This window comes from Floridaenema aerugineum BLCC-F46 (assembly GCF_041929345.1).
GTDB classification, from domain to species: Bacteria; Cyanobacteriota; Cyanobacteriia; order Cyanobacteriales; family Aerosakkonemataceae; genus Floridanema; species Floridanema aerugineum.
Window position 1 is genome coordinate 1 of record NZ_JBHFNQ010000093.1, and the last position, 26,460, is coordinate 26,460.

The 26,460-nt window shown below is 40.5% G+C and carries 19 protein-coding genes; 9 read left to right on the forward strand and 10 right to left on the reverse strand.

What is annotated here, in order from left to right; translation table 11 throughout:
- Nucleotides 1-348: 348 nt before the first annotated feature.
- The 4 genes from ACE1CC_RS12070 (at nt 349) to ACE1CC_RS12085 (ending at nt 3,527) form a co-directional block, all read left to right on the forward strand.
- Complete coding sequence (locus ACE1CC_RS12070; RefSeq protein WP_413270681.1) at nt 349-642, forward strand: hypothetical protein; 294 nt, start codon at nt 349-351, stop codon at nt 640-642.
- Between the two features lie 245 nt (nt 643-887).
- Nucleotides 888-1,859, forward strand: coding sequence for a quinolinate synthase NadA (nadA, locus tag ACE1CC_RS12075; protein WP_413270682.1), 972 nt, complete (start codon nt 888-890; stop codon nt 1,857-1,859).
- Between the two features lie 304 nt (nt 1,860-2,163).
- The gene (locus tag ACE1CC_RS12080) at nt 2,164-2,805 is read left to right on the forward strand and encodes a TIGR04282 family arsenosugar biosynthesis glycosyltransferase (protein ID WP_413270683.1); all 642 of its coding nucleotides are present in this window, start codon (nt 2,164-2,166) and stop codon (nt 2,803-2,805) included.
- 26 nt (nt 2,806-2,831) lie between these two features.
- Entirely contained in the window at nt 2,832-3,527 is a 696-nt protein-coding gene (locus ACE1CC_RS12085) for a TIGR04283 family arsenosugar biosynthesis glycosyltransferase (protein WP_413270684.1), read from the forward strand.
- Nucleotides 3,528-3,535: 8 nt separating this feature from the next.
- Here ACE1CC_RS12085 and ACE1CC_RS12090 read toward each other — a convergent pair whose 3' ends face one another.
- Nucleotides 3,536-4,150, reverse strand: coding sequence for a tetratricopeptide repeat protein (locus ACE1CC_RS12090; RefSeq protein WP_413270685.1), 615 nt, complete (start codon nt 4,148-4,150; stop codon nt 3,536-3,538).
- A gap of 100 nt (nt 4,151-4,250) precedes the next feature.
- Here ACE1CC_RS12090 and ACE1CC_RS12095 point away from each other — a divergent pair, with 100 nt between their 5' ends.
- A complete protein-coding gene (locus ACE1CC_RS12095; protein WP_413263508.1) occupies nt 4,251-4,589 on the forward strand; it encodes a DUF4342 domain-containing protein in 339 nt (112 codons plus the stop codon).
- Nucleotide 4,590: 1 nt separating this feature from the next.
- Here the strand turns inward: ACE1CC_RS12095 and ACE1CC_RS12100 are convergent, their stop codons facing one another.
- From ACE1CC_RS12100 to ACE1CC_RS12110, 3 genes are all read right to left on the reverse strand, one after another.
- Entirely contained in the window at nt 4,591-6,870 is a 2,280-nt protein-coding gene (locus tag ACE1CC_RS12100) for a response regulator (protein ID WP_413270686.1), read from the reverse strand.
- Between the two features lie 23 nt (nt 6,871-6,893).
- Nucleotides 6,894-12,047: a PAS domain S-box protein gene (locus tag ACE1CC_RS12105; RefSeq protein ID WP_413270687.1), complete on the reverse strand. Its 5,154-nt coding sequence runs from the start codon at nt 12,045-12,047 to the stop codon at nt 6,894-6,896.
- A 187-nt stretch (nt 12,048-12,234) separates the two neighbouring features.
- On the reverse strand, nt 12,235-12,675 hold the full coding sequence (locus ACE1CC_RS12110; protein WP_413270698.1) for an EVE domain-containing protein: 441 nt from the start codon (nt 12,673-12,675) through the stop codon (nt 12,235-12,237).
- A 334-nt stretch (nt 12,676-13,009) separates the two neighbouring features.
- Between ACE1CC_RS12110 and ACE1CC_RS12115 the strand changes: the two genes are divergently transcribed.
- The gene (locus ACE1CC_RS12115; RefSeq protein WP_413270688.1) at nt 13,010-13,624 is read left to right on the forward strand and encodes an HD domain-containing protein; all 615 of its coding nucleotides are present in this window, start codon (nt 13,010-13,012) and stop codon (nt 13,622-13,624) included.
- Here ACE1CC_RS12115 and ACE1CC_RS12120 read toward each other — a convergent pair.
- From ACE1CC_RS12120 to ACE1CC_RS12140, 5 genes are all read right to left on the reverse strand, one after another.
- On the reverse strand, nt 13,611-14,189 hold the full coding sequence (locus tag ACE1CC_RS12120) for a Uma2 family endonuclease (protein ID WP_413270689.1): 579 nt from the start codon (nt 14,187-14,189) through the stop codon (nt 13,611-13,613). The two genes, ACE1CC_RS12115 and ACE1CC_RS12120, sit on opposite strands and share 14 nt — an antisense overlap.
- A 74-nt stretch (nt 14,190-14,263) precedes the next feature.
- Entirely contained in the window at nt 14,264-16,054 is a 1,791-nt protein-coding gene (locus tag ACE1CC_RS12125) for a M61 family metallopeptidase (protein WP_413270690.1), read from the reverse strand.
- A 120-nt stretch (nt 16,055-16,174) separates the two neighbouring features.
- The gene (locus tag ACE1CC_RS12130) at nt 16,175-16,858 is read right to left on the reverse strand and encodes a Crp/Fnr family transcriptional regulator (protein ID WP_413270691.1); all 684 of its coding nucleotides are present in this window, start codon (nt 16,856-16,858) and stop codon (nt 16,175-16,177) included.
- 187 nt (nt 16,859-17,045) lie between these two features.
- Nucleotides 17,046-18,206, reverse strand: coding sequence for an ATPase, T2SS/T4P/T4SS family (locus ACE1CC_RS12135; RefSeq protein ID WP_413270692.1), 1,161 nt, complete (start codon nt 18,204-18,206; stop codon nt 17,046-17,048).
- A 471-nt stretch (nt 18,207-18,677) separates the two neighbouring features.
- Nucleotides 18,678-19,805, reverse strand: a complete 1,128-nt coding sequence (locus tag ACE1CC_RS12140; RefSeq protein WP_413270693.1) for a HetZ-related protein 2 — start codon at nt 19,803-19,805, stop codon at nt 18,678-18,680.
- A 291-nt stretch (nt 19,806-20,096) separates the two neighbouring features.
- Between ACE1CC_RS12140 and ACE1CC_RS12145 the strand changes: the two genes are divergently transcribed.
- Nucleotides 20,097-22,352, forward strand: coding sequence for a hybrid sensor histidine kinase/response regulator (locus ACE1CC_RS12145; RefSeq protein ID WP_413270694.1), 2,256 nt, complete (start codon nt 20,097-20,099; stop codon nt 22,350-22,352).
- A gap of 358 nt (nt 22,353-22,710) precedes the next feature.
- Nucleotides 22,711-23,862 carry an adenylate/guanylate cyclase domain-containing protein gene (locus tag ACE1CC_RS12150; protein WP_413270695.1) on the forward strand — a complete coding sequence of 384 codons (1,152 nt, stop codon included), beginning with the start codon at nt 22,711-22,713 and terminating at the stop codon, nt 23,860-23,862.
- A 40-nt stretch (nt 23,863-23,902) separates the two neighbouring features.
- Here the strand turns inward: ACE1CC_RS12150 and ACE1CC_RS12155 are convergent, their stop codons facing one another.
- Nucleotides 23,903-24,106, reverse strand: coding sequence for a hypothetical protein (locus tag ACE1CC_RS12155; RefSeq protein WP_413270696.1), 204 nt, complete (start codon nt 24,104-24,106; stop codon nt 23,903-23,905).
- A 262-nt stretch (nt 24,107-24,368) separates the two neighbouring features.
- On the opposite strand from ACE1CC_RS12155, the gene ligA reads away from it, so the two are divergent.
- Nucleotides 24,369-26,414 (forward strand): NAD-dependent DNA ligase LigA, encoded by a 2,046-nt coding sequence (ligA, locus tag ACE1CC_RS12160; RefSeq protein WP_413270697.1) that lies wholly within the window; start codon nt 24,369-24,371, stop codon nt 26,412-26,414.
- Nucleotides 26,415-26,460: the final 46 nt, after the last annotated feature.

Consider the following 26,460-nt stretch of genomic DNA (forward strand, 5'->3'; position numbering starts at 1 on the left):
AGGGTAGACCTTAAACTCGTAGACAAACACGACTGATACTGAATTAATGGATATCAACTATTATGATAGCATGGAATTGAAAAATGGGCAATAAAAAGCCATCCTCGAAGGACGGGGCTTGTATCCCATTATTTTCGGTCAGAAGTTCAATCCCTGATATTCTCGATCGAATCTCTGGTCTGACGCACCCTACAATTTCATTTTTTCTAAGGATAGGCAAGCAAGAGCGATTTTGGCAGCTTACTTGTGAGCGATCGTCATTTCCCGCATTATTACAACTTGTCTTTTGACAAGCTAGATAAAACTGCCTAAAGTTGCCGCATCAAAGCTCTCGATAGCAGGTTTGTTATGAAAAAGAAATGGTTGTCTGTAGGGACTGTGGCTCATGGTACTGTAGCCATTGGCGTTTCAGCGCATGGAATTGTGGCGATCGGCGTTTCGACTCATGGAATTGTGTCGATCGGGATAATTTCAATGGGGATTTTCTCGGCGGGGTTAGTTTCAATGGGGTTACTCAGTGCTGGACTAGTGACAATGGGACTGGCAAGTTTTGGCACACACGCAATGGGTTTAGTTCGCCACTCCCCCCCAGCACCAGAATCACCCCAACAATTGCTAAATAACCATCAACATCATCATTGAACGGTGCGATCGTTCTCCCCAACTTTCAGGCAATCAATAAAACTAATCTAGGACTTACGTGCCACACCTGGTTTCTTTGGTGAAAGTGCGTAAGTCCGTAAGTCTGATAAATTTTACTGGTTATAGCGCTCTAGCAGAAGTTTACGTAATTCTTACTGATACTCTCTACCTCCATTTTTAGTAAAATCAACTATAATTAATGAACAGTAACAGTCATGTCTTCTTACTTTAATTAGAAATACCCTGTGTTTATTAGTACATTACTACCCAGAGAAACCACTGAAGCTTCAGCAATTCCTTATGATTTAGTGGGAGCGATAAAAGCTCGCAAGAAGGAACTGAATGCAGTTATACTGGCTCACTATTATCAAGATCCAGAGATTCAAGATGTAGCAGATTATATCGGTGATTCCTTGGAACTGTCCCGACGAGCCGCCAGTACAAATGCGGAGGCAATAGTTTTTGCTGGGGTTCACTTTATGGCAGAAACCGCCAAAATTCTCAACCCTGATAAATTGGTACTTTTACCAGATCTCAACGCTGGATGTTCTTTGGCGGATAGTTGTCCCCCCGATCGATTTGCTGCTTTTAAAGCTGCACATCCTGGACATTTGGTAATTTCTTATATCAATTGTTCGGCTGAAATTAAGGCAATGAGTGATATTATTTGCACTAGTTCCAATGCTGTGAAAATAGTTAACCAAATTCCCGAAGATCAGCCGATAATTTTTGGGCCCGATCGCAACCTTGGACGCTACGTAATGCAGCAAACTGGACGAGAAATGGTGTTGTGGCAAGGTGCTTGTATCGTCCATGAAAACTTCTCCGAAAAGAAGATTGTCCAGTTAAAAATTGCTCATCCAGAAGCCAAAGTTTTAGCACATCCAGAATGTGAACCACCAGTTTTACGCCACGCTGATTTTATCGGTTCTACCAGTGCTTTATTGAAATATTCCCAGGAAAGTTCCTTTCCAGAATTTATCGTAGCGACAGAACCGGGAATTATTCACCAAATGCAAAAACAGCAACCGCGAAAACATTTTATTCCCGCGCCACCGATAACCAATTGCGCTTGCAACGAATGTCCTTTCATGCGATTAAATACCTTAGAAAAGCTATATTTAGCAATGAAAAATCGCACTCCAGAACTCACTTTACCAGAACATCTCAGAATTGCCGCATTGCGTCCGATGCAAAGAATGTTAGAAATGAGTTAACTTGCTCCACTTTTGGAGGTAGAAAGGAGGTAGAACCTCCCTCTCCCTCGTTCCCTCGTTCCCCGGTTGAACCGGGGAACGAGAAACTCCAGGCTCCGCCTCGTAGTCCTCTTATCTGAGTTAAATGTTATTAGTCATTGGTCATTGGTCACTTGGTATCCCACAGAAAACTTTTATAAACATCTGTGTTCATCTGTGTTCATCTGTGGATATCTGTGGTAAAAAACAACCTCTAGCACCCCAGCAAAAATCATGCTGAACATCTGCGTTTACAAAATTCATCCTAACTAATGACAAATGACCAATGACTAACAACAATACGAAAAACTGTTTAATAATTTTTACTCGCTACCCCGAACCAGGGAAAACCAAAACGCGATTAATTCCGGTTCTTGGTGCTGAAGGTGCAGCAAAATTGCATCGCCAATTAACTGAAACAGTAATTACTCAATTAAAAGGACTTGCAAATACTTTAATTGAAGTGCATTTTACCGGAGGAAACCAACAGTTAATGGCAGCATGGTTAGGAGAAAATATTACCTATAAACAACAAACTGAAGGGGATTTAGGTAAGCGAATGGCGACAGCTTTTCAAACAGCTTTCACCAAGGGAATTGAGAAAGTTGTAATTATTGGTTCGGACTGTCCGGCGTTAGACTCACAACTAATAGCGTCAGCATTTGCAGCACTTTCTCAACATGAATTAGTACTTGGCCCTGCAACTGATGGAGGTTATTATTTAATTGGGTTAAAACGGTTAATTCCTGAATTATTTACTGGAATTAATTGGGGAACTTCTCAGGTATTACAGCAAACAGTTGAAATTGCCCAAAAGTTGAAGTTAGTAGTTGCTTATCTTACTACTCTTTCTGATATTGATAGACCAGAAGATTTAGTGAAGTATACAGATACCCGACTTCTTGAAGAAGTCGGGTATCTCGATTGAAAAAACTATTTACTTCCCCAAAATTAATGACAAAAGAACAAATAAAAATATCGGTGATAATTCCGGTATTGAATGAAGCTAAGGCAATTGAAAAAACTTTGCTTAATTTACAAAGTTACCCAGAGTTAGAAGTTATTGTTGTAGATGGGGGAAGCGAAGATCAAACAGTTGCTATTGCGGAAAGTTTCGGTTACAAAGTTTTAACTTCGCCTCGTGGACGATCGATCCAAATGAATGCTGGTGCTACAATTGCAACTGGAAACATTCTCTTATTTTTGCATGGTGATACAATTTTACCCGCTAATTTTGGGTCGATGATTTTAGCAGCAACACAAAAACCGGGAGTAGTTGGGGGTGCGTTTGAATTGGCGATTGATGCTAAAGTTAGAGGGATTAGGTTAGTAGAGAAGATGGTGAATTGGCGATCGCACTTTCTCTCCCTACCTTACGGCGATCAAGCTATCTTTGTCAAAGCCGAAATATTCCATAAAATTGGCGGTTTTCCCATCCAACCAATTATGGAAGATTTTGTCTTGATCCGGCAATTAAGAAACATGGGAAAAATTGCCATTATCACCACACCAGTTATCACATCAGGTCGCCGTTGGCAACAGCTTGGTATCATAAAAACTACCCTGATTAATCAATTAATGATTGTTGGTTATTACCTGGGAGTTTCCCCAGAAAAACTAGCAGCTTTTTATCGAAAAAAGCGGAAATAACCTTGATTTTACCAGCCTCTTAATTTCTGATGTACGCAAGCTAAATACCACATATAATCTTCTAACTGATAACCAACTGCTTTGACTATATAATTTTGAGACTTTGGCACGTCTTCTTCTGCTTCATAATACAAACCTAAATAAAGATGACTGTAAAATTTCCCTTGTTTACCTTCACATTCGCCAGCAATTAATACATCTTCTTCTGTACTATTTCCGGCGAACAAATCATAAACGCAACCCATTACTTTTCGCGGATCGTTCCGCACTTCTAATAAAGTATTTCTCGCTTCATAAACTCCACTAAATCTAGCAATACACAGATATCGCCACACCGTTTCTTCAACATCATGAGAATTAACTGTTAAATCTATTTCAAATTGGTTAGCACCCTCGGCAAATTTTTCGGCATAATAGTAAGATAAACCACGTTGCCAAAGATAGGGCGTGAGACTTGGTTCTAACTTCTGTGCTGTGTCAAAATCCTCAATAGATTCGGCAATGTTAGCCAGCTTAAAATTCGTCATTCCCCGCCGAATATATGCCTGAGCATCTTGAGGATTTGTGCGAATCACGTTATTCCACGAAGAAAGTTGTGCTAACAGTGAAATTTGGCTGTTCATGCAAATTAATATTAATCGTTATAATGATTATAATTTAGGAGGTAGTCAGCTAATTGTAAACAGCCTGATGTCCTGAAATTTAAGATTGGAGGATTTTACAATGAATTCACCTCAAGACGAAGCCGATGCTATAGAGATTGAAGTAATTAACATCAAACCTGAAACTGAGGTTGTTACACCAAAAGTTAGGGTTGAAGAGTTTAGTATTAGCGGTGATGCCTTAGTAAGTAAGATTAAGGAATTGATTTACGAAGGTAACATTCGTCGCATTACCATCAAAAATGAAGAAGGGCATATACTAATAGAAATTCCTCTAACTATTGGTGTTGTGGGAGGAGTAGTTGGGACAGCATTGTTCCCGATCGTAGCAGCAATTGGGGCAATTGGGGCGCTAGTTGCTCATTTGACAATTGCGATCGAAAAAGTTGAAGGTTCTTAAGTTATTTCAGAATTGGCAATTGAACTGTGAATTGGGTGAGATTGTTATTGCTTTGAACAGTAATTATCCCGCCCATCTGTTTAACCAGTTTTTTCACTAATGCTAGTCCTAAGCCAATACCGCTGTATTTCCAAGGATCGTTGTTGGGGATGCGGTAAAACTTTTTGAAGACGTGAGCAAGTTCTTCTGGTGCAATTTCGATACCTGTATTTGTAATGCTCAAATAGAAATGTTCTGCGTTTGTATAAGCAGAAATTGAGATTTTCTCACCTGATGGAGTGTATTTGCAAGCGTTGTTGAGTAATTCGGTGAAGATGCGGCTAAAGCTACGGAGGTCAACTGTTAAGATAGGAAGATGGGGATCTATTTCCAGTTGGAGTGTTTGCTGTTGATTATAAGCCCGAATTTGAAAACTTTCGATCGCATGAGGCAGCCAATCTTGTAAATTAATAGGAATAGGTTGAGTAGCATAAACTCCAGCTTCGATTTGCTGAAGGTTAAGTAAGTCTTCTATTAAGTTTAGTTCCCGCTCAGACTCTTCGTGCAAAACTTTCAGATAGTGCATTGCTTCGTTGTTTTGTGCTTCTAAATGAGCGGTGTCTTGAATGAAAGTTTTTCCTTGATTAGTAAGCTCCATTAATAAGCCTGTTACCATCTGAATACTGGAAATTGGGGTACGCAGTTCGTGAGAAATGGTACTGAGAAAATCATCTTTGAGATGATTTAGTCGTTCGAGTTCCCTAACTTGAGATTGAGCCGCTTCATAAAGTCTTGCTTGTCGGAGAGCGATCGCACACTGATTAGCCACCTGTTGCACTAAATGAATTTCCATTTGACTAAAACAAGAATCAATAGATTTCAATACCCAGAGTTCGCCAATTACTTTTGGTTTTTCCCATTGTCCATCAAAAATGGGACAAACCAAACTTGCTGAATGATTGCGAATTGTACTAGCTTCAGTTTGACAAAAGGCGAAGCAATAACCCTGCTGCAATTGTTTATAGATCTCAATTGCATCTTGGATTTGAATTTCTTGTCCTTGAGTTTCGGGTAATCCTGGTGCAACATATTGATAATGAATTTTAGAAGTAAGACGATCGGGACTATAGAGAGCAGCATTACAAGTTTCTGCTTTAGTTGCGATCGCTAATTCTTTGACAGCAATTTGGAGAATTTGATGCGAATCTAGTGAATCTCGCACTTTATCAGAAATGCGTTTTAGCGTGGCTTCAAATTTGAGAGATTGTTGTAATTCTAAAGTCCGAATGTAGACTTGCCTTTCCAAAGTGCTATTGAAACTCTGAATCTCATGATAAAGTTCTGCTTGTTGAATCGCGATCGAAATTTGACCTGCCAGTTGCGAAAGTAAACTTACTTCCGAACTCAGCCAATTTCTAGGCGCAGAACAATTGTGAATAATCAGCAACCCCCACAACTTTTCATTAGCCAAAATTGGCACCACCAATTTAGCTTTCACTGCCCATTGTTCCACAAACTCTATTAAACAAGGAGCCATATCTAAATTTTTGGCATAGATATTATTAATAATGCCAATTCTGCCGTGATTGTAAAGTTCATGATAGGGAAAGGGAAATACTTCTTCTGGGAAAGACATTCCTAAAATAGCTGGAAAACCTGGTACAACTGATTCCGCTACTACTTTTCCCGTATTATTAGCCAATATTTGATAGATTAATACACGATCGGCTTGCAGCAATTGTTGAATTGCAGAAACCGTTGTACTAAAAACAACTTCTTTCTCGAGAGATTGTCTAATTTTGAGAATAACCGCACCCATTAACCGTTCTTGTTCTGCTTGAAACCGCAGTATTTCCTCGCTTTCTTTTAGCTGTTCATTCTGCGCTAATAATTGCTGCTGCTGTTGTCGAATAGTTAGTTGATGTCCAATCCGAACTAACACTTCTTCTGCTTGAAACGGTTTAGTGATGTAATCTGCTGCGCCAGCTTTAAAGGCTTTGACTTTATCATTAACATCATTCAAAGCACTTAAGAAAATTACGGGAATATCACGAGTGACAGGATTAGCTTTGAGGACTGCACAAACTTCATAGCCATCCATCTCCGGCATTCGGACATCCAATAAAATGAGTTCCGGGGGATTTGCTTGTACTGCACTCAAAGCGATTTTGCCACTAGTCGCTTGTCTCACCGTGTAGGTTTCATCTCGTAAAATAGCAGACAAAGTGCGTAAATTGTCGGGTTGGTCATCGACAATCAAAATGCTGACTTTGGTTTTTATATTTGTCGGAACTGTAACCATAGACTTAAAATATACTCCCAACTTTAGGATTCCCAATTGAGCGGCTGATTTGCTAACTCCACAATCCGAGGAAATTCAAAGTTTTGTGTTAGTTGGCGTAATCCGGCTGCAAGTTGGCTGTGAGCTTCGGGAATCTGGTCAATCAATTCCAAAACTGCATCTTGATCGCAGGATAGCGCCTTAAAGTTTAACTCAGCTATCCATTCTTCTGACATTACAGATAAACTCTCGGTAGTTAATGCCTGCGTCAGAGAAAGGTCAGTTTGATTGGGTAATTGTGGCTCATTTTCGGCATAAATATAAGAGATACCTAAATATTTTGCCATTTTTTCAAACAGGGTTTCTTCTTGAAATGGCTTGCTAATGAAATCATCACAGCCTGCGGCGAGGGCAAGTTCACGATCGCTCTGTGAAGCATGGGCTGTCAGAGCAATAATAATCGATCGTTGATGTTGCACATTGAGCTTTGATTCCTCATGTTCCACATCTGCCTCACTTTCCCGCAACAGATTTTCTTGGGCGCGAATCCATTTTGCCGCTTCATAGCCATTGAGAACGGGCATCCGAATATCCATCCAGATAAGATGAGGTTGCCATTCTTTCCAGATCGCGATCGCATCTTGCCCATTGATTGCTTCGCGCACATCTAATCCTAATTGAGTCAACAGTTTGACCAGCAATAAACGGTTTTCGGCTTGGTCATCGACTACCAATATGCGATATTTAGGTTGATTGGGAACCAGTCCGATTACTTGGCGATCGTTTTGCTCTAGTTGTATATCTGCATTGGTAGCAATTTCAATCGGCAGGATCAGTCGGAATATACTGCCTGTTCCTACTGTGCTAGTAGCATTAATCTCTCCTCCTAGTAAGCGGGCAAGTTTACGACTGATGGTTAAACCTAATCCTGTTCCTTCGGTTGTTCCTCTGCCAGCTTCAGCTTGTACGAAAGCATCAAAAATTGCATTCAGGTCTTTTTGGGCAATGCCACTGCCTGTATCTTCTACTTCAAATATGAGGAAGTAAAGGTTTTGGGGCATAGAGTTATTGGCAGTATTATTTTTCACCTCCTGTTGTTTATTATCCAGTTTAACGCGCAAGGTGATGCCTCCCCGTTTGGTGAATTTGATGGCGTTGCTGAGGAGGTTAATCAGTATTTGACGGAGTTTGCTGGCATCGGTGGTGATGTATTGGGGTAAAAGTGGGTCTATATGGAAGTTGAAGTCGAGGTCTCTTGCGATCGCACGTTGCCCAAACATACTACGAAGTGAATGTAATAGAGCAACTAAATCTATATTGCACAAGTTAATTGTGGTGTGTCCGGCTTCGATCTTCGACAAATCTAATACATCATTAATCAGATTGAGCAGGTGATCTCCACTGCGGCGAATAATTTGCAGGTTTTCTTGCTGTTCGCTGTTGAGAGATAAATCATGGCTCATTACTTGCGAGAATCCCAGAATTACGTTGAGCGGAGTTCGTAATTCATGACTCATATTAGCCAGAAAAATGCTCTTGGCTTGATTTGCTACTTCTGCGGCTTCTTTGGCTTGTTGCAATTTAATTTCAAAATGTTTGCGATCGGTGATATCTTGACCAATACCAAGGTAGTAGCCGTTGGAGAGTCGGACGTTTGCCCAAGAGGTGTGCAAAGTTTCACCAGAAGCTGTTAGGGTAATGCAATCTTTCCATTTGCCATTAGCTGCCATCATGTGATTTATTACTTCTTGGCGATAAGCAGGATCGGGATAACACTCTATTAATATATTTCGTTGTTGCCATTCTTCTAGTGACCAACCTAATACTTTTTGGAGTTCGGGATTAACGAATTCAATCATGTTTTTTTGGTTAAACATGGCAACCATGATCGGAATGTGGTCGAACATGGCTTGTAGGATTTCTTTTTGATGTTTTAGTTCGATTTCGGCGCGTTTGCGATCGGTAATATCCCGTACCATAACCAACACTTGATCTTGCTGTAATGGCACAATTCGCACTTCTTCATAGCAAAGTTGTTCTTTGATGAAAATCTGTTGCTCATAAACCTGCATCTTTCCAGTTTTGACAGCCTGTTGGGTATGATCGAAGCGAATTTGAGCTAGTTCATTAGGCAAGATATCAAACACATTTACATCGTGACGGATCTGGTCAGGATTGACGATGTTAAAGTCACTGTTAGAAACAAAATTCAGATAATTACCATCAGAACGCATCCGAATCAGTAAGTCGGGAATGGCTTCAATAATTGCTTGTTTTGTGGCTTCGCTTTGACGTAACGCTTCTTCGGCTCGATGTTGCAAAGTCACATCAATTGCTACTCCTCCCACCAAAGTTTGTCCAGAAGGATCGGGAATGGGGAATTTATAAACTAGAAAATTACCCATTTCACCATCTCGACGCGGAGCCACTTCAATGGCTTCAACTACCTGCTTAGTTTCCGCAACAGTTTGAATATTCTCTAAAAATTGTTGGGCAACTATTTGGGGATAAATTTCAAAGATAGATTTGCCAACTGAATTTTCAATTGGTACTAGAAAAGTTTGGTAATAAGTCTGACTGAGATATAGGATTATTCCTTTGTCATCAGTAATCCAGGCAGGAGTAGGGCTATGATTCATGAATGCTTGGAAGCGGGCTTCACTTTGGCGCAAAGCGGCTTCAGCTTGTTGGCGATCGTCTTCCATGCGTTTGCGATCGCTAATATCTCGCAAAAATGCGGTAAAGACTGTCTCGCCACCTAGTTGCAATTTCGAGATTGAGGCTTCCGCAGGAAATTCACTGCCATCTTTGCGACGAGCAAAAATTTCCCCTCGTTCTCCAACTGGGCGATAAGTTTCTACACCACCCATGCGTCGTGCTTTACCACTTGATTGACCAAAGTTATTAACGTGGTCATGGTGAACATTGGCGAAGCGAGATGGTAGTAATTGGTCTAAAGGTTGTCCTAAAATTTCGTCAGCTTTGTAGCCAAAAATCTTTTCTGCCCCTTGGTTAAATAGGGTAATTCGCTGATTAATATCGACTGAAATAATCGCATCGTTAGCGATTTCGAGAATTCCGGCAAAACGTGCTTGGGAGATGCGTAAAGTTTCTTCGGCTTGTTTGCGATCGCTAATATCCCGACAGATACAAAAGTTTATTCTCTGATCTTCTAATTCCACTCGGTTCCAGCTAATTTCTACATCATAGATAGAACCATCTTTACGGCGATGTCTGGTTTCAAACAGAGGAATTACTTCTTCTCTGTTGATGAAAACTTGTAGTTCTTCCTCGGTCCACTGAGCATCCCAATCAGCAACATTAAGTTTTAGGGTTTCCTCTATGGTATAGCCAATCATCCGGGCAAAACTTGGGCTAGTTTGTACCACATCTCCTCGATGATTCATGGCAACAATGCCATCCATTGACATATCAAACAGCGTTTTACTCCGTAGGGATTCTTTTTTCAGGGCAAGTTCTGCTAATTTGCGATCGCTAATGTCTTTCATGAAACAGTAATGCCCCGAAAGCTGGTATTGTTCGTCGTAGCAGGCAATCATCACCAGTTGTTTATAAAAAACTGAACCATCCCGGCGTATTCCTCTAGTTTCAACCTCTACCCTGCCCTCTTGTACCATCTGGTGATAATTAGCGATCATTTTCTCTAATTCATCGGGATGTACTGTCAGCTGCCAAGACATCCCAATCATTTCTTCCGGTTGGTAGCCAGTGATGCTGGCGTATGTTCTATTAACGTAGAGGTAGCGTCCTTGAACATCTAATTTGGAAATGCCTGAGACTGCATTTTCTAAGACTCCAGTCATTTCTCGCAACTCTGCTTCTGCCTGCTTCAGGTTGCTAATATCGATGAATGTCACCACAATTTGTTTGAGTTGATTTTTGAGATCGAATTCGGGAAATGCCGTCACTAATACCCAAACATTTGGCTCTGAATCTCTGCTAATTCCGAGTACATAATTTTCCAGGCTAATTCCTGTTGATAGAACTCGATTCACAGGGTATTCCTCTTCCGGCATGATTGTTCCATCTTCCCGAATAAAATGCCATGCGGGATCGATCGCACTTTTTCCCAACATTTGATCGAGCGACAGCCCTAATAAATTACAAGCAGTTAGATTACACAAGCTTATGCTCGTATCAGGTGCATGAACTACAAACCCGGCATTTAAGTGATCGATCAGTTGGCGATATCTGGTTTCACTTTCTCGCCAAGTTTCTTCTACTTGCCGTCGCTCGATGATTTCTATCTGTAGCCGTTGGTTGATTTTTTTAGTTTTTTGAATTTGTTTTTCTGATTTTTGGGCGAGAAAAACTGTTAGTGCTAAAGTCCAAGCAGCAATTAAACCACTAAATAAAACTATATTCGGGAGCAGGAAGTGCTTGGTGTCGATTAATGCTGGATTTGTTAAAATTTCTAGTTTCCAGTTCAGGTTATAAACTGTAATTGGAATTATTTTTTTAAAGAATGGAGACTTGATTTGTGAGCCTTGACTATAAATTAATTCTTGATTTTCATAAACTTTTAATTGATAACCTTTCGCTACTCTTAACGTAGTATCAAGCAGTGCCGGAATTGGGAAAACAGCAAGAATAAATCCATCAAGACGATCGGCTGTAAATAAGGGAATAACTGCCAAAAACTCTTGATTTCCTTCACTGTTTAAAATATGGCGTGATAGGATGGGTTGACGGCGAGTTTGTGCGAGTTTTAAGGCAGCTTGCCGAACGGCATTTTGGTTGAGGTTTAAGTTCTGAGTTTTTGGTTTTTCGCGTGGCGAAGCGACCATCCAATATATGTTAGATGATGGAACGATTAGTTCGATCGCGCCAGCGTGTGCGTTAGCACGTATCGCTTGATATTCATCAAAGTCCTTCACTAAGGCAGCTGCGTCTGCTTCCCAGAAAGCTTTAGTTGTCCGACTACCTGTTTGCCAACGCTTTGCCATCCGTTGCAGTGCTAAAACTCGTTCTGTCAGTTCTTCTTTGAACTCCGATTCAATAGCTGTGGCTTCTTGCTGAACTAACTGTTCAATGTGCTGTTGTTCCTGTATTAATAACTGCTGCCACAGTCCAAAAACTGCGAGCGTGGCGACAATGCCTAGCAAAAGTGGTAGCCAGTGATGCAGAGTTTGCCTCCTAAGCCATTGAAAGTATTTATACCAGTATGAGCGCTTCACTTGAACCTCCTAAGCCGACACCAAATGTTAATCCTCACGCAATAATGCTTGGGCTACTTCTGGAAAAACTGAAGTCCTGAAGGATTAGTTGGTTGTCCTTTTATACTATTTGATATCTAGGAACTAAATGTAAAAAATACAGAAAGTTTAATCGGGTGTGGGCAAAAATAATTGCTGGGCGCGATCGCTATTTCCGGCTGTAATTTAAAATATGTGTCGCCACAGTTTCCGCTACAGGCATTACTGATAAACGATTACCTTGTTTAACAACTAAAAGCTCATCTGGACTAAATTCTTGTTTGAGCTTTTCTAAAGTAATAATTTGGGGAAAAACTTCTTTAAATTCCACAATTACAGTTTGCCAGCGTGGAGATTGGGGAGTAGATTTAGGGTCATAATATTTACTTTTAGCATCGAATTGAGTCGGATCGACAACATTGTTTTTGATGACGCGCATTAACCCAACAATTCCCGGAGGATTGGCGTTAGAATGATAAAAAAATGCTAAGTCACCAGGGTGCATTTGGCGCATAAAATTTCGCGCTTGATAGTTACGTACACCGTCCCAAATAGTTTGGCGATCGCGCTGCAAATGAGTTATACTATAAACCTCTGGTTCCGATTTCATCAACCAATAATTAGTCAAGTTTGCCACCTTTTTGGAAAATCGCTACAATACTTTTACCTTTAAAGTTTAATCATACTATGGTACAAGCCCCAGCACGCACCGCTACAGATTTAGCCCAATTAGCAATTACTCTGATTAAAAAAGGCAGTATCATCGCCTCTGTATTTTTCATTTAGACTAGATCCACACGCTCAAAAAACTGAAAACTAATAGAAGTTGTAAGCATAGCAATTTTTGCTAGGGCTAACTATAATAATATAGACTCGCAAATAACTTTCAAACTCCTCGATTTTTTCTCTCTGGGTCCTCTGCGTCAGGAGCGGTTCCAAAAAATATGAACAACCGACTGGTTCAACAAATTCAATTTATCACCGAAATTGACAAACTAAAAAACATCCTGCGCCAAACCAAATTAACCGATAGTTCCCGCCAAGAAAACAGCGCCGAACACTCCTGGCATATAGCAATTATGGCAATAATTTTAGCCGAATATGCAGCACCAGAAGTTGATATTATCAAAGCAATTAAAATGCTATTAATTCACGATTTAATCGAAATAGATGCGGGAGACACATTCTGTTACGACGTAAAAGCAAACTTAGACAAAGCAGCGAGGGAAATCAAAGCAGCGACTCGAATTTTTAATTTGTTACCTTCAGAACAAGCTAAAGAATTAACCCAACTTTGGGAAGAATTTGAGGAATCAAAAACTGAAACTGCTAAATTTGCGATCGCCCTAGATCGCCTACAACCCCTACTGCAAAATCAACAAAATCACGGCGGAACTTGGCAAATTCACGGAATTACCGAAAACTTAGTCAGAAAAAGAATGTCTCCTGTACAAGAAGCATCACCTATTCTCGGTAAATTAGTCGAAGAAATTATCGCTGATTGTATCGCCGCAGGTTATTTGAAACCAGAACAATTAACTGAAGTTAATCCCAGATAAATTGTAGATTTAGCACAAATCCTGGTAACACATCTTCCCCTGTTAATTCAGTGGGAGATTCGAGCGATTCTACAGCTTTTCCTTGGCGATAAACTTCTACCCTTCGACTTTTTCGATTAATTAACCAACCAAGCTTTACACCATTATCTATATATTCCTGCATCTTTTTCTGACTTTCTTTTAAACTATCAGTGGGTGACATTAACTCCAAAACAAAATCTGGCGCTATTGGGGGAAATTTTTCTTTCTCTTCGGTAGTTAGTGTATCCCATCTTGACTGTTGAATCCATGCTACATCAGGCGATCGATCCGCACCATTAGGAAGTTTAAAGCAAGTGGAAGAATCGAAAACTTTACCCAATTTAGTTTGGCGGTTCCAAATTACAAAATCAGCATTTATTTCTGAATTACAACTTCCTGTTTCCCCTCCTGTAGGTGACATAATAATAATTTCTCCTGTAGCATTACGTTCAAATTTTACATCTGGATTTACTCTACAAAGTTGATAAAATTGTTCGTCAGTGAGTTTAATAATAGGATTTAAGTTGACGGTGAAGGTTAGCATGATAATTCATTTTATCGGAAATTAGTAGAATAAAAAAGGTGCGTTAGGTGCAACCTAACGCACCCTACGAAATTCTAATTTTTCAGGTTTGCTAAGGGAATTCCTAACCAATTTTGAAAGTTTTCTTGCTGGGTTGAATTGGGATTTTCCACAGCTACAATTTTGTAATTAGTAGGTTGCGGATCGGCTAAAGTAACTGGCAAAGTTTGCAATTCATCTTGATGGAAAATTGACAATTGAATTGGATCTCCTGGTTGATAATCTTTTAGCCTGTCGTTTAATTGATCTGCATTAACTCGCATTCCATCAATTGCTAATAATTCATCATCAGCACTAACGCCAGCTAGTTGTGCAGGGGAACCAAATTCTACAAATTCAATCTTTTGTTTGCCATTTTGAGCTTTGGCTTTTAAACCAATATAAGGAGGTTGATTTTCATCAATATCAGCTTCTAAACGTAAGCCAAAAGGTGCTAAATATTCATCAAAAGGTAACTCTTCAACACCGTCGATGTAGCTGGCGAAAAAGTCACTTAAATCTTTTCCAGCTACTAATTCGATCGCACCTTGCAACTGTTCAGGTGTAAACCCAATTTCCGCCTTACCGAAATTTTCCCACATATAGCGCATCACATCATCTAGCGATCGCTCATTTCCCTGTCTCTCCCGAATCAGCAAATCCAACAAAAACGAAATCATTTCCCCTTTCAAATAATAGGAAATCTGACAATTATCACTATTGGCATCCCGGCGATAAAGCTTAATCCAAGCATCAAAACTCGACTCACTTACAGGCTGAACTTTTCTTCCCAGTTTAGTCTGCAACAAAGTAATTTCTTTACTTAAATTTTGCAAAAAAGTCTTAGCATCATAGATTCCCGCACGAAACGGAATCTGTAAATCGTAATAGCTAGTAGTTCCTTCCGAAAACCACAGGGAAGAAGTGTAATTTTCCCCATCATAATCAAACTTTTCCAAACCTTTCGGACGCAATCTTTTCACATTCCACAAATGGAAAAACTCATGCGCCACCAACTGCATGAAACTCTCATACTTATCCTGTTTGCGGAAATTAAACCGGGGATAAATTAACGAACAAGCATATTTATGTTCCAAACCGCCGCCCATACTTGGCGACAAATGCAGCAAAAACAAATATCTTTCGTAAGGTAAACCCCCAAAAATTTCGGCTTCTACCTCAATAATTTTTTTCGTATCCTCAATAATTCGTTCTGGTTCAGCATTTCCCTTTCCCCAAATCGCTAACTCATGGGATTTGCCCAATACTTCAAACTGATAAAATTGATGAGTGCCTATTTCAAAGGGACTATCCACCAAAGTATCAAAATCAGCCGCTACAAAAGTATTGAACATCCCGGAAACCGCAGTTAAAGGTGTAGCAATGCGCCAATCTGCTTGGGGAGGAACAATAGTAATTGTAATTGGTTGTTCCGTAAATTCCGGGATATAAAAACACAGCGCCGCCGGATTAAAATAACCGTGAGAACTATCTAAATGATTAGTCCTTACGGATAACTCATTAGCAAAAACTCGATAGCGCACCGTAACTTCTGAAACCCCATTTGTTCCCACTTGCCAGTGATTTTTGGTTAACTTTCGCCAAGGCAAAATTGTGTTTCCCGCTAGGGCAGAAAAATCTTGCAAATTTTTTGCATACTCGCGCACCAAATAAGAACCGGGAGTCCAAACGGGAAGTTTTAAATCTAAAACTGGTGCTAACCATCCCGAAACTTGTAAACTTACCTCAAACAAATGTGAATTAGGTTGAGGCATCGCCACTTGAAAGTGTATTTTAGGTGTAGTGCGTGGCAAAGTGCTAGGGCGAACAGTAGTTGCTTCTGTCATGACAGTGGAAAATTGATAATGTTTATTTACTTAGCTCAAAATTGCTTGCTCGATATTTACCAAGAGGAGAAAATTGCGCTAATCCTCTCCCCTACCCGGTGAAAAAGTTGTCACAGCTGGTTAAATTTTTCCTGCTAGGTGCGCCAACTGCTTAACATTGATTAAATGGATTACTTGACGCGATCGATCGATTTTAATCCAACCCTTACTATCTAATTTCTCCATAATCTTAGTAGTTTCCTCAACACCTATATCAGCCACATCAGCCAAATCTTTGAACGGAATATTATAAATTTCCGTTCCCGTATCCGTAACTTGACCGTAGTTTTCTCCCATAGAAATCAAACTGTTAGCCAACTTAACTGCGGGTGGTTGATGACGTAATTGAAAACGAATATTCATCTGGCGCAGTCTTCTGACCATCAGTTGTAGCATTCGATGGTGTAACTGTGGGTCTTTAAACAAAGTTTGGATAAATCGCTGAGCGTGGACGCTGAGTAACCGCACTGAGGACAAGGCAATCACATCTGTAGAACGCGGAGATTCATCGAGAATCGCCATTTCTCCAAAAAAATCGCCCTTTCCTAGAATTGCCAGCGATATGCGATCGTCGCCTGCGATGCGACGGACTTTTACCCAACCGGATAGGATAAAGTAAACCGCATTACCCCAGGCATCTTCCATCAGAACTGCTCTGCTGGCGGGATACTCGTGTTCGTCGGCAACCGATAGCAACCATTCTAAGGTCTCTGGATTGACCGTATTGAAAAGCGGAAAAAGTTCACTAAAATCTTCAGTCTGCATGAAAGATCTTAAAATCACGATTACCAGCATCGGCAGCAATAAAAGTCTTCTCCTTGGTTGAACAAGGGCTGCTTTTGTGGCAGAAACAATTAGCACTTTCTATCGTAGTCTAGGGATGGGTAATTTAGGCTTTTTCGGCTGTAAGGAATTTTCTATTTAAAGAGAAAAGCAGCAACTCCTTTCTAGATTATTTTGGGTTATGTTCATTTTTCTTGGCTTGAGCTTGTACAATTCTTAAATATTTAATTTGTTGTTCCACGCTCTGAACTAATTCATCTAAAGCTGGGAGAGCTTCTAGCTTATCTGTATTCAAGCTAGGGTCAAGATTAGTCCTTTCGCGAATTTCATTAACTTTTTGCTGCAACTGCTGGGCAATGTTTAAAGCATCTCGACTCAAATTTTCCAGCTGTTGCTGTTGATAAAATTTCAAAGCTGCGCCCCGCAGTACTTGCAGGGTTGCTTCTTCGCCATAAGTACCGGGCATAATTCGCAGGCGTAGCAGCAAGCGGTTTTGCTTGTAAATGCGTTCAATTTCTGCTTGCTTTGGTTTTTCCACTGGCAACATCGGCAAGTGGGTTAACCGCTTGAGTTCTTGAATTAATCCCTGGAGAATGGAGCTATTGACTCCTTCTAAGACTAACTGGAGAACTCCGTTTTGGCTCCAGAGAATGCGTCCGTTGTCGCTATGGTTTTCTAAATATAACCGACCAATTCCTCCGGCTAATACTCTTGCGAGTAATTCACCGAGTAAAACTTTGGGTGGCAGTTTTGCCAAAACTTCGATCGGACTAGTTAAGTATTGCGCTTCTACTTCCAACGTCGGTAAACTCAAACCTGGATTGGGAACAACAGGTGGTGTTTGTGCTTTCTTATCCCCACTCTTACTGGCAGATAGTGGTTTCTGCGCTGTTATATCCTGCTCCACTGTTGGTGGTGAATTTACTACTGGTGGGATTTGTTCCTCGATATAATCTGTCGCCGATTCTTCATCATCTAAAATCAGCGTGGGTTTATTATCTTGAGTTAACTTTTCTTTGGCTATTTCTTGTGACTCTGTGCTGGGTGCTGTTGACTTTAACTGTCCTGTGTGGCTTAAGTAAGCTGAGAGCAATGCTTGGTGATTTTTGGCTGAAAGTGGCTGTGGTATTAGCGAGCAGTTCATGTAAGCCAAGATGCGGCGAACATAATCCAAGGCTTCTGTATCCTTTGGATCTACCATGCCTAAGTTTAGGCGGGTTCCCTCTAGGGAAAGAGGTATAACTTGATGATATAAACAGGCTTCAAAGGGAAGAATACCATCAATCAGGCGGAACATTGCTTCATTGATCTGAAGCGGGTCATCTTTCATTGATGAAAAAGTCTCTCCCTGAGTTTTGCTGTGCTTGCTTTTTATAGAGTTAACTTCTACAGGTGGCATAAATATTTACTTTGACCAGGATGATTTTTTCTGATTCGTTCCCTTTTCTTGGCCTACTGTTGTTGTTTTGTGCTGTTTAATTCCGGTTGGGATAAATTTTGAAGTTAGAGCAAATTTTCTCCTGCCAAACTAGTTGGAGGAGTTGCTCTAGCTAAATGACAACTTTTCAGATTAGCCAAAAATCAATTAAATTTTTCCTGTTAACTTTAAGTGGTTTTTCCTGAATTACTCAGGATAAATACCTAACTAAGTATCAGGTTCAGATACACCCTGTTAATTAAAGGATATTATAACTTTTGTCTTCTGATAGTGGATGGCTATCTTTAACGATCGCAAATCTTTGCAGCGTATTACTCTCTACCCCAAAACGGAATTTATTCCCTAATATTTTACATTTCTTTACTAAGCATTGCGTTTTTCTTGCGCTGCCAGGTAAAGTTTACTCCATTCCCCCATTACTTGATTTGTTTTCAGGTTTAAATCTTGGGCTACGGCTTCTAGGGTTTTGCCTGTGGTTAAGTTGTCTAAGAGTCGCCGTTGTTCTGATGTTAAACTCTCCCAATATTCTTGCCACTGACTTGGGGTTAAGCCGAGACGGTGTTCGGTAAGGGAGGTTTCTAACCAGGTGGAAACTATCTCTGGTTGTACTTTTAGGGCAAAAACTTTGATGGCATGGTAGCTGATTTTTTCCCGCAAACGATAGATTTCTTTAATGGGTTTGTTTAAGGCGCGGGCGATCTCTTCTTGAGTTCTACCTTGAAGATAAAGCTTTAGCCATTCCGAGGCAAAAGAATCAATATTTTTGGCTAAATAGTTTTCAAATTCTGTTTTGACGGCTCTCCGGGCGGCAAGTTTTTCTTCCCATTCTTGGTTTTCTTGGTATTGCGCGATCGCTTGATTATCCAATAAACTTAACGGGTTGTCTGCTTCTTCCGGGACTATTTCTTCCGAAACTAAGCGCACCAAGTCTCCTGTTGGTACTTGGGTAATCCCTCCCCTCTGGGAACGACGCAAATAGTTAACAAAACGATACAGTAGTAAAGGTTGGTTGCGAATCGGGCGCATACAGTACTCTTCGGTACTGGTTAGCAACAGAGCATTCCGCAATCTAGAATCTTCTGTACATTCCCGTATCCAGCCAATTTGCTCTTGTAGGTAGCGATCGGACTGTAATAATTCTTGAATTACTTCCTGGAGAACATCAACTACTGCTCTTTGACGATCGCGACTCAAGGCTACCCAAGTCTTAATTTTATTGCGGAGCATCACCAACGAACCCAAGCGAGTCATTAAATTTTTATATGCTCTTTCAGGCCCTACTCCTAAGTACCGATGCCTTAAAATCCGGTAACGATAGTCTATCGCTTGTCTGGCAATTGCTAACTGATTCGGGGCTAAGGTTTCATAACGCTCTGTTTCTTTTCCCAATAACCATTTAGTAATACTCTCTTGGGTCTGTTGGCTGATGTTCTCACAGTCCACTTGCAGCTGCTTTCGCAATTCATCTGCCAGTTTTTCAGCTATTAACATGGACTCTAGCTCCTCAATTCCCTATAACGAAAAGTATGCCCACTATCTGACTCAAAACGTTCACCCATTATGGGTAGTGTTTACTCATTCGAGATGTATTTTTTGACGACAGGTGAAGTGAACCAAGCTTTATACGCAGGTTTTTCAAGTATATTTTCTCCACTTGTGTAATTGTCGCAGGTGTTTTAGATCACAACCATTGGGAGAGTACACTCACTAACCGCGAATGTTAAATTTTGTTAACTTAACGGTGGATAAAAAAAATCTTTGTCCTCAACACTGTTTGCCACTATGAATTTAGAATCGATAGAGATGCGCCTGCAAACACTCAAGCAAGAACAGGATTTAATAGTTAATCAAGTGGACAATGCGATCGCGCTTTTTGATCGATCCCACCAACTAATCCTATTTAACATTAAGTTGATCCAGATTTGGGGATTATCTCCAGCGTTTCTGGAAACGAAACCTACGGATGAAGTTGTGTTTAACCATATTGTAGAACAAGGCTATTGGTCAGAATCACAAAAGCAAAACTTGGAAACATATCTGGAAACAGCAGATACAGCAAACACTTGTTTATACTTACAACAAAGTAATGGCATTTGTTTAGAAGTTTACACTACATTAACCTCTGACGGAGGACGTTTATTTACGTTCCGCGATGTGACAAGATACCAGCAAGCATTGCGTTCAGCTAGCGAAATTCAAGATTCGTTAAATGCGGAAGTGAAGCGGTTAAATTTTTTACTACAACTTACAGAACGACTCCAACCTGCTACTGATTTACAAGAACTTGGCAAATTTGCTCTTAGCTATTTGGTAAAAGTAACGGGTGCAGCTTTTGGCGATGTCAAAGTAATTATTGGTAATGGTAATCAGCGTTACGCTAACGCGATTACCAATCAGATTTCGGGGCAATTTATTGCGACTCATGGAGAAATAGCGGTTGCGGAAATGGAAGCGTTACTAAATCAAGGCATTCCTTATGGTGAAGGGTTACTCTGGGATGTGGTGGAAACAGGCGAACCGCTGTTTGTGGAAGATTACTATAAACACCCGAAAGCTTTAGCAGGATTTAAACATCCAGCGATCGGACAATTGGGGATTTTTCCGATTCCGGCAGCCGATGGTACGATTATCGGAGTGCTAACTCTGGAATCGCGCAATTTACAGAAGTTACAAGAAGCGCCGCAACAGGATATGCTGATTGCAGCTTGTCGGACTTTGGGAGTGGCGATCGAACGAGTGCAAGCGCAAGAAAATTTACTGCGGATTAATGAAGACTTAGAACGCGCATCGCAGATGAAGTCAGAGTTCTTAGCTTCAATGTCTCACGAATTACGCACGCCGCTCAATAGTATTTTAGGGTTTTCTGATTTATTGATTCGCCAAAGTGCGGGTTCTTTGAGCGATCGCCAACTCAGTTATGTTCAGACGATCGAAAGAAGCGGCGAACACCTGTTACAACTAATTAACGATATTCTCGATCTTTCCAAGATTGAAGCTGGCAAAGTTGAACTGAACTTAAGAGCGATTTCGATCCATTATCTTTGTACAGAATGCCTGAAAATGATTCAAGTGCGGGCATTGAAAAAACGACTGGCGCTGACTTTGGAATTGGATTATCGTTTGGAACAGGTGAACATCGATGAACGTCGCGCTTGTCAGATTTTAATTAATTTGCTTTCCAATGCGGTAAAATTTACCCCCGAAGGCGGACAAATTAAACTTTGTAGCCGCTTGGCTTATGGTAGCCAATTAGAGAAAGAATATCGTCCCGATCGCTCTGCGATCAATCCCAGTACTCCTTACCTCTGCTTAGAAGTGGAAGACTCTGGTATTGGTATTCCTAGACATAAATGGCATTTGCTATTCCGTCCTTTTCAACAGGTGGATGCTTCCCTAACTCGCCATCACGAAGGTACAGGTTTGGGTTTGGTGCTGACAAAGCGGTTAGCAGAATTACATGGTGGTACTGTCTCTTTAGAATCGGAAGTAAATCAAGGTAGTAAGTTCCGCGTTTGGATACCGCTGACGGAAATGCGCCAGCAACAGACAAGAATAGGAGATTTAGAGTTTGCACCTCAGTCGAAAATTAATCTAAAACTCAAAGAACCCTCTAATTCTCCCGCTAAAGCTGAGACTAAACGAGTTTTGGTGGTGGAAGATCAACCCTACAACCAAGCTTTTATTTCGGAAGTGCTCGAACTTGAAGGATATAAGGTAGAGATGATTTATGATGGCGGAACGATGATGCAGACTATTTATTCTCCTTTTGTTACGCCCCAGAGTTTACCAGATTTGATTTTAATGGATATTCAATTGCCCCAAGTAGACGGAATTCAGATTATCCGCCAACTGAAGGCGCATGATTTGTGGAAAAAAGTGCCAGTAGTTGCAGTTACGGCGATCGCTATGTCTGGCGATCGCGATCGGTGTTTAGCCGCTGGCGCTGATGCTTACTTGAGTAAACCCCTGAAAGTCGATGAGTTAATTGCCTGTGTGCGCCTGTATACCCACAGCGAATCAAAAGAAGTAAATCCGTAATTAACCTAGCTGGGAGTTGAAGATTTATAATTATATTGTTTCAATATATTAAGAAAGCTTGACAGATCTGGGAATGAAATTCCTTACAGCTAGAGTTGTAGGGTGCTCTACTACCATAAATCAGATCGACAGCATAAGGGTTTGAGCGTAGTAGAGCACCCTACTAATTGTGCCAGTTCCGTAAGTCCTGGAGATCGGGGAATGAAATTCCTACAGCTAGCTTACTTGTAAGAACAAAGCGGGTGTATCTCTATTACCAAAGGCTTTAAAAATTAAAGACTTTGGAATTATTTCTAACTTTAAACCTGATTTTTGATGTTTGTGGTTGTACCACATTAGTAGTTTTTTTTCCTTAATTATGCTAAACCACCCGCCCAGAATTTTGCTCGTAGATGACGAACCTGTGAATATTACTTTACTAGAAAGTTTACTGCAATCAGAAGGCTACGATACCCTGTCAGCGGCTTCTGGAATGGAAGCACTGACAATAGCTAAAACATCAATTCCCGACTTAATTGTACTGGATATTATGATGCCAGGAATGAATGGTTTTGAGGTTTGCCAAAAATTGCGAGAAGATAGTATTGTAAAAACTATACCAATTATTTTTTTGACGGCGTTAGATGGCGATAATTTTAAATTGCGCGGTTTAGAAGTGATGGGAGATGATTTTTTAACTAAACCGTTTAAAAATGACTTACTTTTATCAAAAATTGCTAGTATTTTACGACTTCAGGAAATGCGATCGCAACAAGTTCAACAACAACTTAAAGAGAAAACTAAACGCCAATTATCAGCAGCTTGGAATATTAATTTAGCACTTTCCGAAAAGTTACGGTTATTTGTTCCCGATCAATTTCTGCGCCGCATTGCACCCACTGGAGTCGAATCAATTCAATTAGGTAATTCTCAAGAAGAAGAAATCACTGTTTTATTTTGTGATATTCGCAAGTTTACGGCTATTTGTGAATCCCAATCTGCCAGCGAAACTTTTCAATGGTTAAACGTATTTTTTAGCCAAATGAATGATTGTATTATAGCAAATCACGGGTTTATTGATAAATACTTGGGTGATGCTTTAATGGTAGTATTCGATCGCCCAGAAACCCACCCCCAAGATGCGGTAAATGGTGCCTTGATGATGCAACAAAAAATTGTGGAATTTAATAGCGATCGCAGCAAATATAACCTAGAACAACCGATTAATATTGGCATTGGAATTCACACAGGGAAAGGGATTATAGGCGCTTTGGGTGCTGATTCTCGCCTTGATTCTACTGTAATTGGTGATGTGGTAAATACCGCATCAAGATTGCAAGAATTAACCAAACATTATGAATGTGGAATTATTGCTAGTGATTCAGTAATTTCTCAATTGACACTATCCGAAGTTTTTGAAGTACGTTGGATCGATCGGGTAGTACCCAGAGGTAAACAACAAGCACAAGACATTTACGAAATTTGCAGAAAAAGCATCCCCCCGACAAATCAACCACTGATGTTAACTTAAGCAAAATTACTTTAATTCTTGGGTTTTAATCTCAGGACTATTATTGATTGTCTGGGTTGTTAGGTTTGGATTCAGAGATTTGATTGCCAAAAGGCCAGCCCGATCGCTTATCATAGTTAGATGCGATCGCTAAAAGCAATCCAGCTAAGATGAATACTGGTAATGGTAATGATAAGTGTTTCATCCATTTAAAAAGTTGGGCTAAAGTAAACAATAATAGGAAGCTAGCAAACCAAACTCTCATTTTTTCACCTCTTTTTATATGTGAAAGGGAGGGCGAACATAGCAATCTTCAATCATTTGCAAAGGCTATAATTTTTTTTGAACCACGAAGACACGAAGAACACGAAGAAAGAAGAAGGAAGAAGAGGAAGAAGATAGCTAACTCAGCTTTGGTAGTCAGATAGATTTTCATCGATTCTTACTTTAGCTATAAAACACTCAATCTAGACAAACGTTAGACTGGTATTTGTGCTTAGTGTAATTTTCGCGCCAAGAGGGATTCTGTGTCACCATTAACGCCGGAAGTCAAGCTGCGAGTCGAACAATTACGGCAAAAGCTTCAAGAAGCAAGCTATGCCTATTATGCTCTCGATAATCCAATTATGGAGGATGCGGTATACGATCGCTTGTACCGGGAATTACAAGATTTAGAAACACAATACCCCGAAGTAATTACCCCTGATAGTCCAACGCAGCGAGTTGGCGAACGTCCCGCCAATCAGTTTACCTCAGTGCGGCACAATATTGGGCTTTACAGTTTGGAAAATGCTTTTAATATAGATGAGTTTGCCGCTTGGCAGGAACGTTGGCGGCGTTATGGGAAAGAACAGGAAATAGGGAAAGAATCTTTTGAGTATGTTTGTGAATTGAAAATTGATGGTTCAGCTTTGGCGCTAACTTATGAAAATGGGATATTAGTTAGAGGTGCGACTAGGGGTGATGGTATTACCGGAGAAGATATCACCCAAAATGTGAAAACTATTCGTTCCATTCCCCTGAAATTAAATTTAGAAAATCCACCCTTTCGCGTCGAAGTACGGGGAGAAGCATTTTTAGCCTTAGATACATTTAAACAAATCAATCAGGAACGGGAAAAAGCCGGAGATACTTTATTTGCAAATCCTCGCAATGCTGCTGCGGGAACTTTGCGCCAATTAGATTCCCGCATTGTGGCAAAACGCAGGTTAGATTTCTTCGCTTACACTCTACATATTTACGGAAAAGATGATACCGAAATTGCCCAAACTCAATGGGAATCTTTGGAATTGTTGCAAAAAATGGGCTTTAAAGTAAATCCCAATCGTAAGCTTTGCCAAACTTTAGAAGATGTGGCAGATTACTACAATTATTGGGATACAGAAAGGTTAAATTTGCCCTACATGACTGATGGGGTAGTGGCGAAATTAAACTCTTTCAAACTGCAAGAACAACTCGGTTTTACCCAAAAATTCCCCCGTTGGGCGGTAGCTTTAAAATATGCTGCCGAAGAAGCACCAACTCGCGTCGAAGCTATTAGCGTAAATGTGGGAAGAACAGGCGCGATTACACCTTTGGCGGAACTGACTCCGGTGCAGTTGGCGGGAACAACAGTTTTACGGGCGACACTGCATAATATTAATTATGTGCGATCGCTAGACATTCGCGTAGGCGACACCGTAATTGTTCACAAAGCTGGCGAAATCATCCCCGAAGTCGTCAAAGTTTTAACCGAACTTCGCCCCCCCAATACTCAACCTTTTCAAATGCCAACTTGTTGCCCAGTTTGCAATCAACCTGTGGTAAAGTTAGCCGATGAAGCTGTCACCCGCTGCGTAAATACTTCCTGTCCGGCAATTTTAAAAGGTGCATTGGTACATTGGGGAAGTCGTGACGCTTTAGACATTAACGGATTAGGCGAAAAACTAGTGCATCAAATGGTAGAAAAAAACCTCGTGCATTCAGTTGCAGACTTATATGATTTAACCCCCGAAAAACTGATGACTTTAGACAGAATGGGGAAAAAATTAGCCACCAAATTAATCGAAGCAATTAATCAATCAAAAACTCAACCTTGGGCAAGAGTATTATATGGTTTAGGCATTCGTTTAGTAGGTAGCGTCAACGCCCAAACTTTAACCCAAAAATTTACCAATGTCGAACAATTAGAAACAGCTTCAGCAACATCTATTGAAGCAGTTTATGGCATTGGCGCAGAAATCGCCCAAAGTGTGTTTCAATGGTTTCGAGTTCCCGCCAATCAAACCTTAATCGAAAGGTTAAAAGCGGCGAATTTACAACTAGCAAATCAAGAATCCGCCCCAACTGCAACCAATCAAAGTAACAAATTTAACGGCAAAACTTTTGTCCTTACGGGAACTTTGCCCACCTTAAAACGCGATGAAGCTAAAGATTTAATTCAAAAAGCTGGCGGAAAAGTCACAAGTTCGGTAAGTTCTAAAACTGACTTTGTAGTTGTCGGAGAAGACGCAGGTTCTAAACTGCAAAAAGCCGAAGAATTAGGAATCACCCGATTGTCGGAAGCGGAACTCTTGCAAATGTTAGAACATTAAAGAGGTTTTAAGATATGCCGATTAACATTAGGTACGTTGTTGGGGG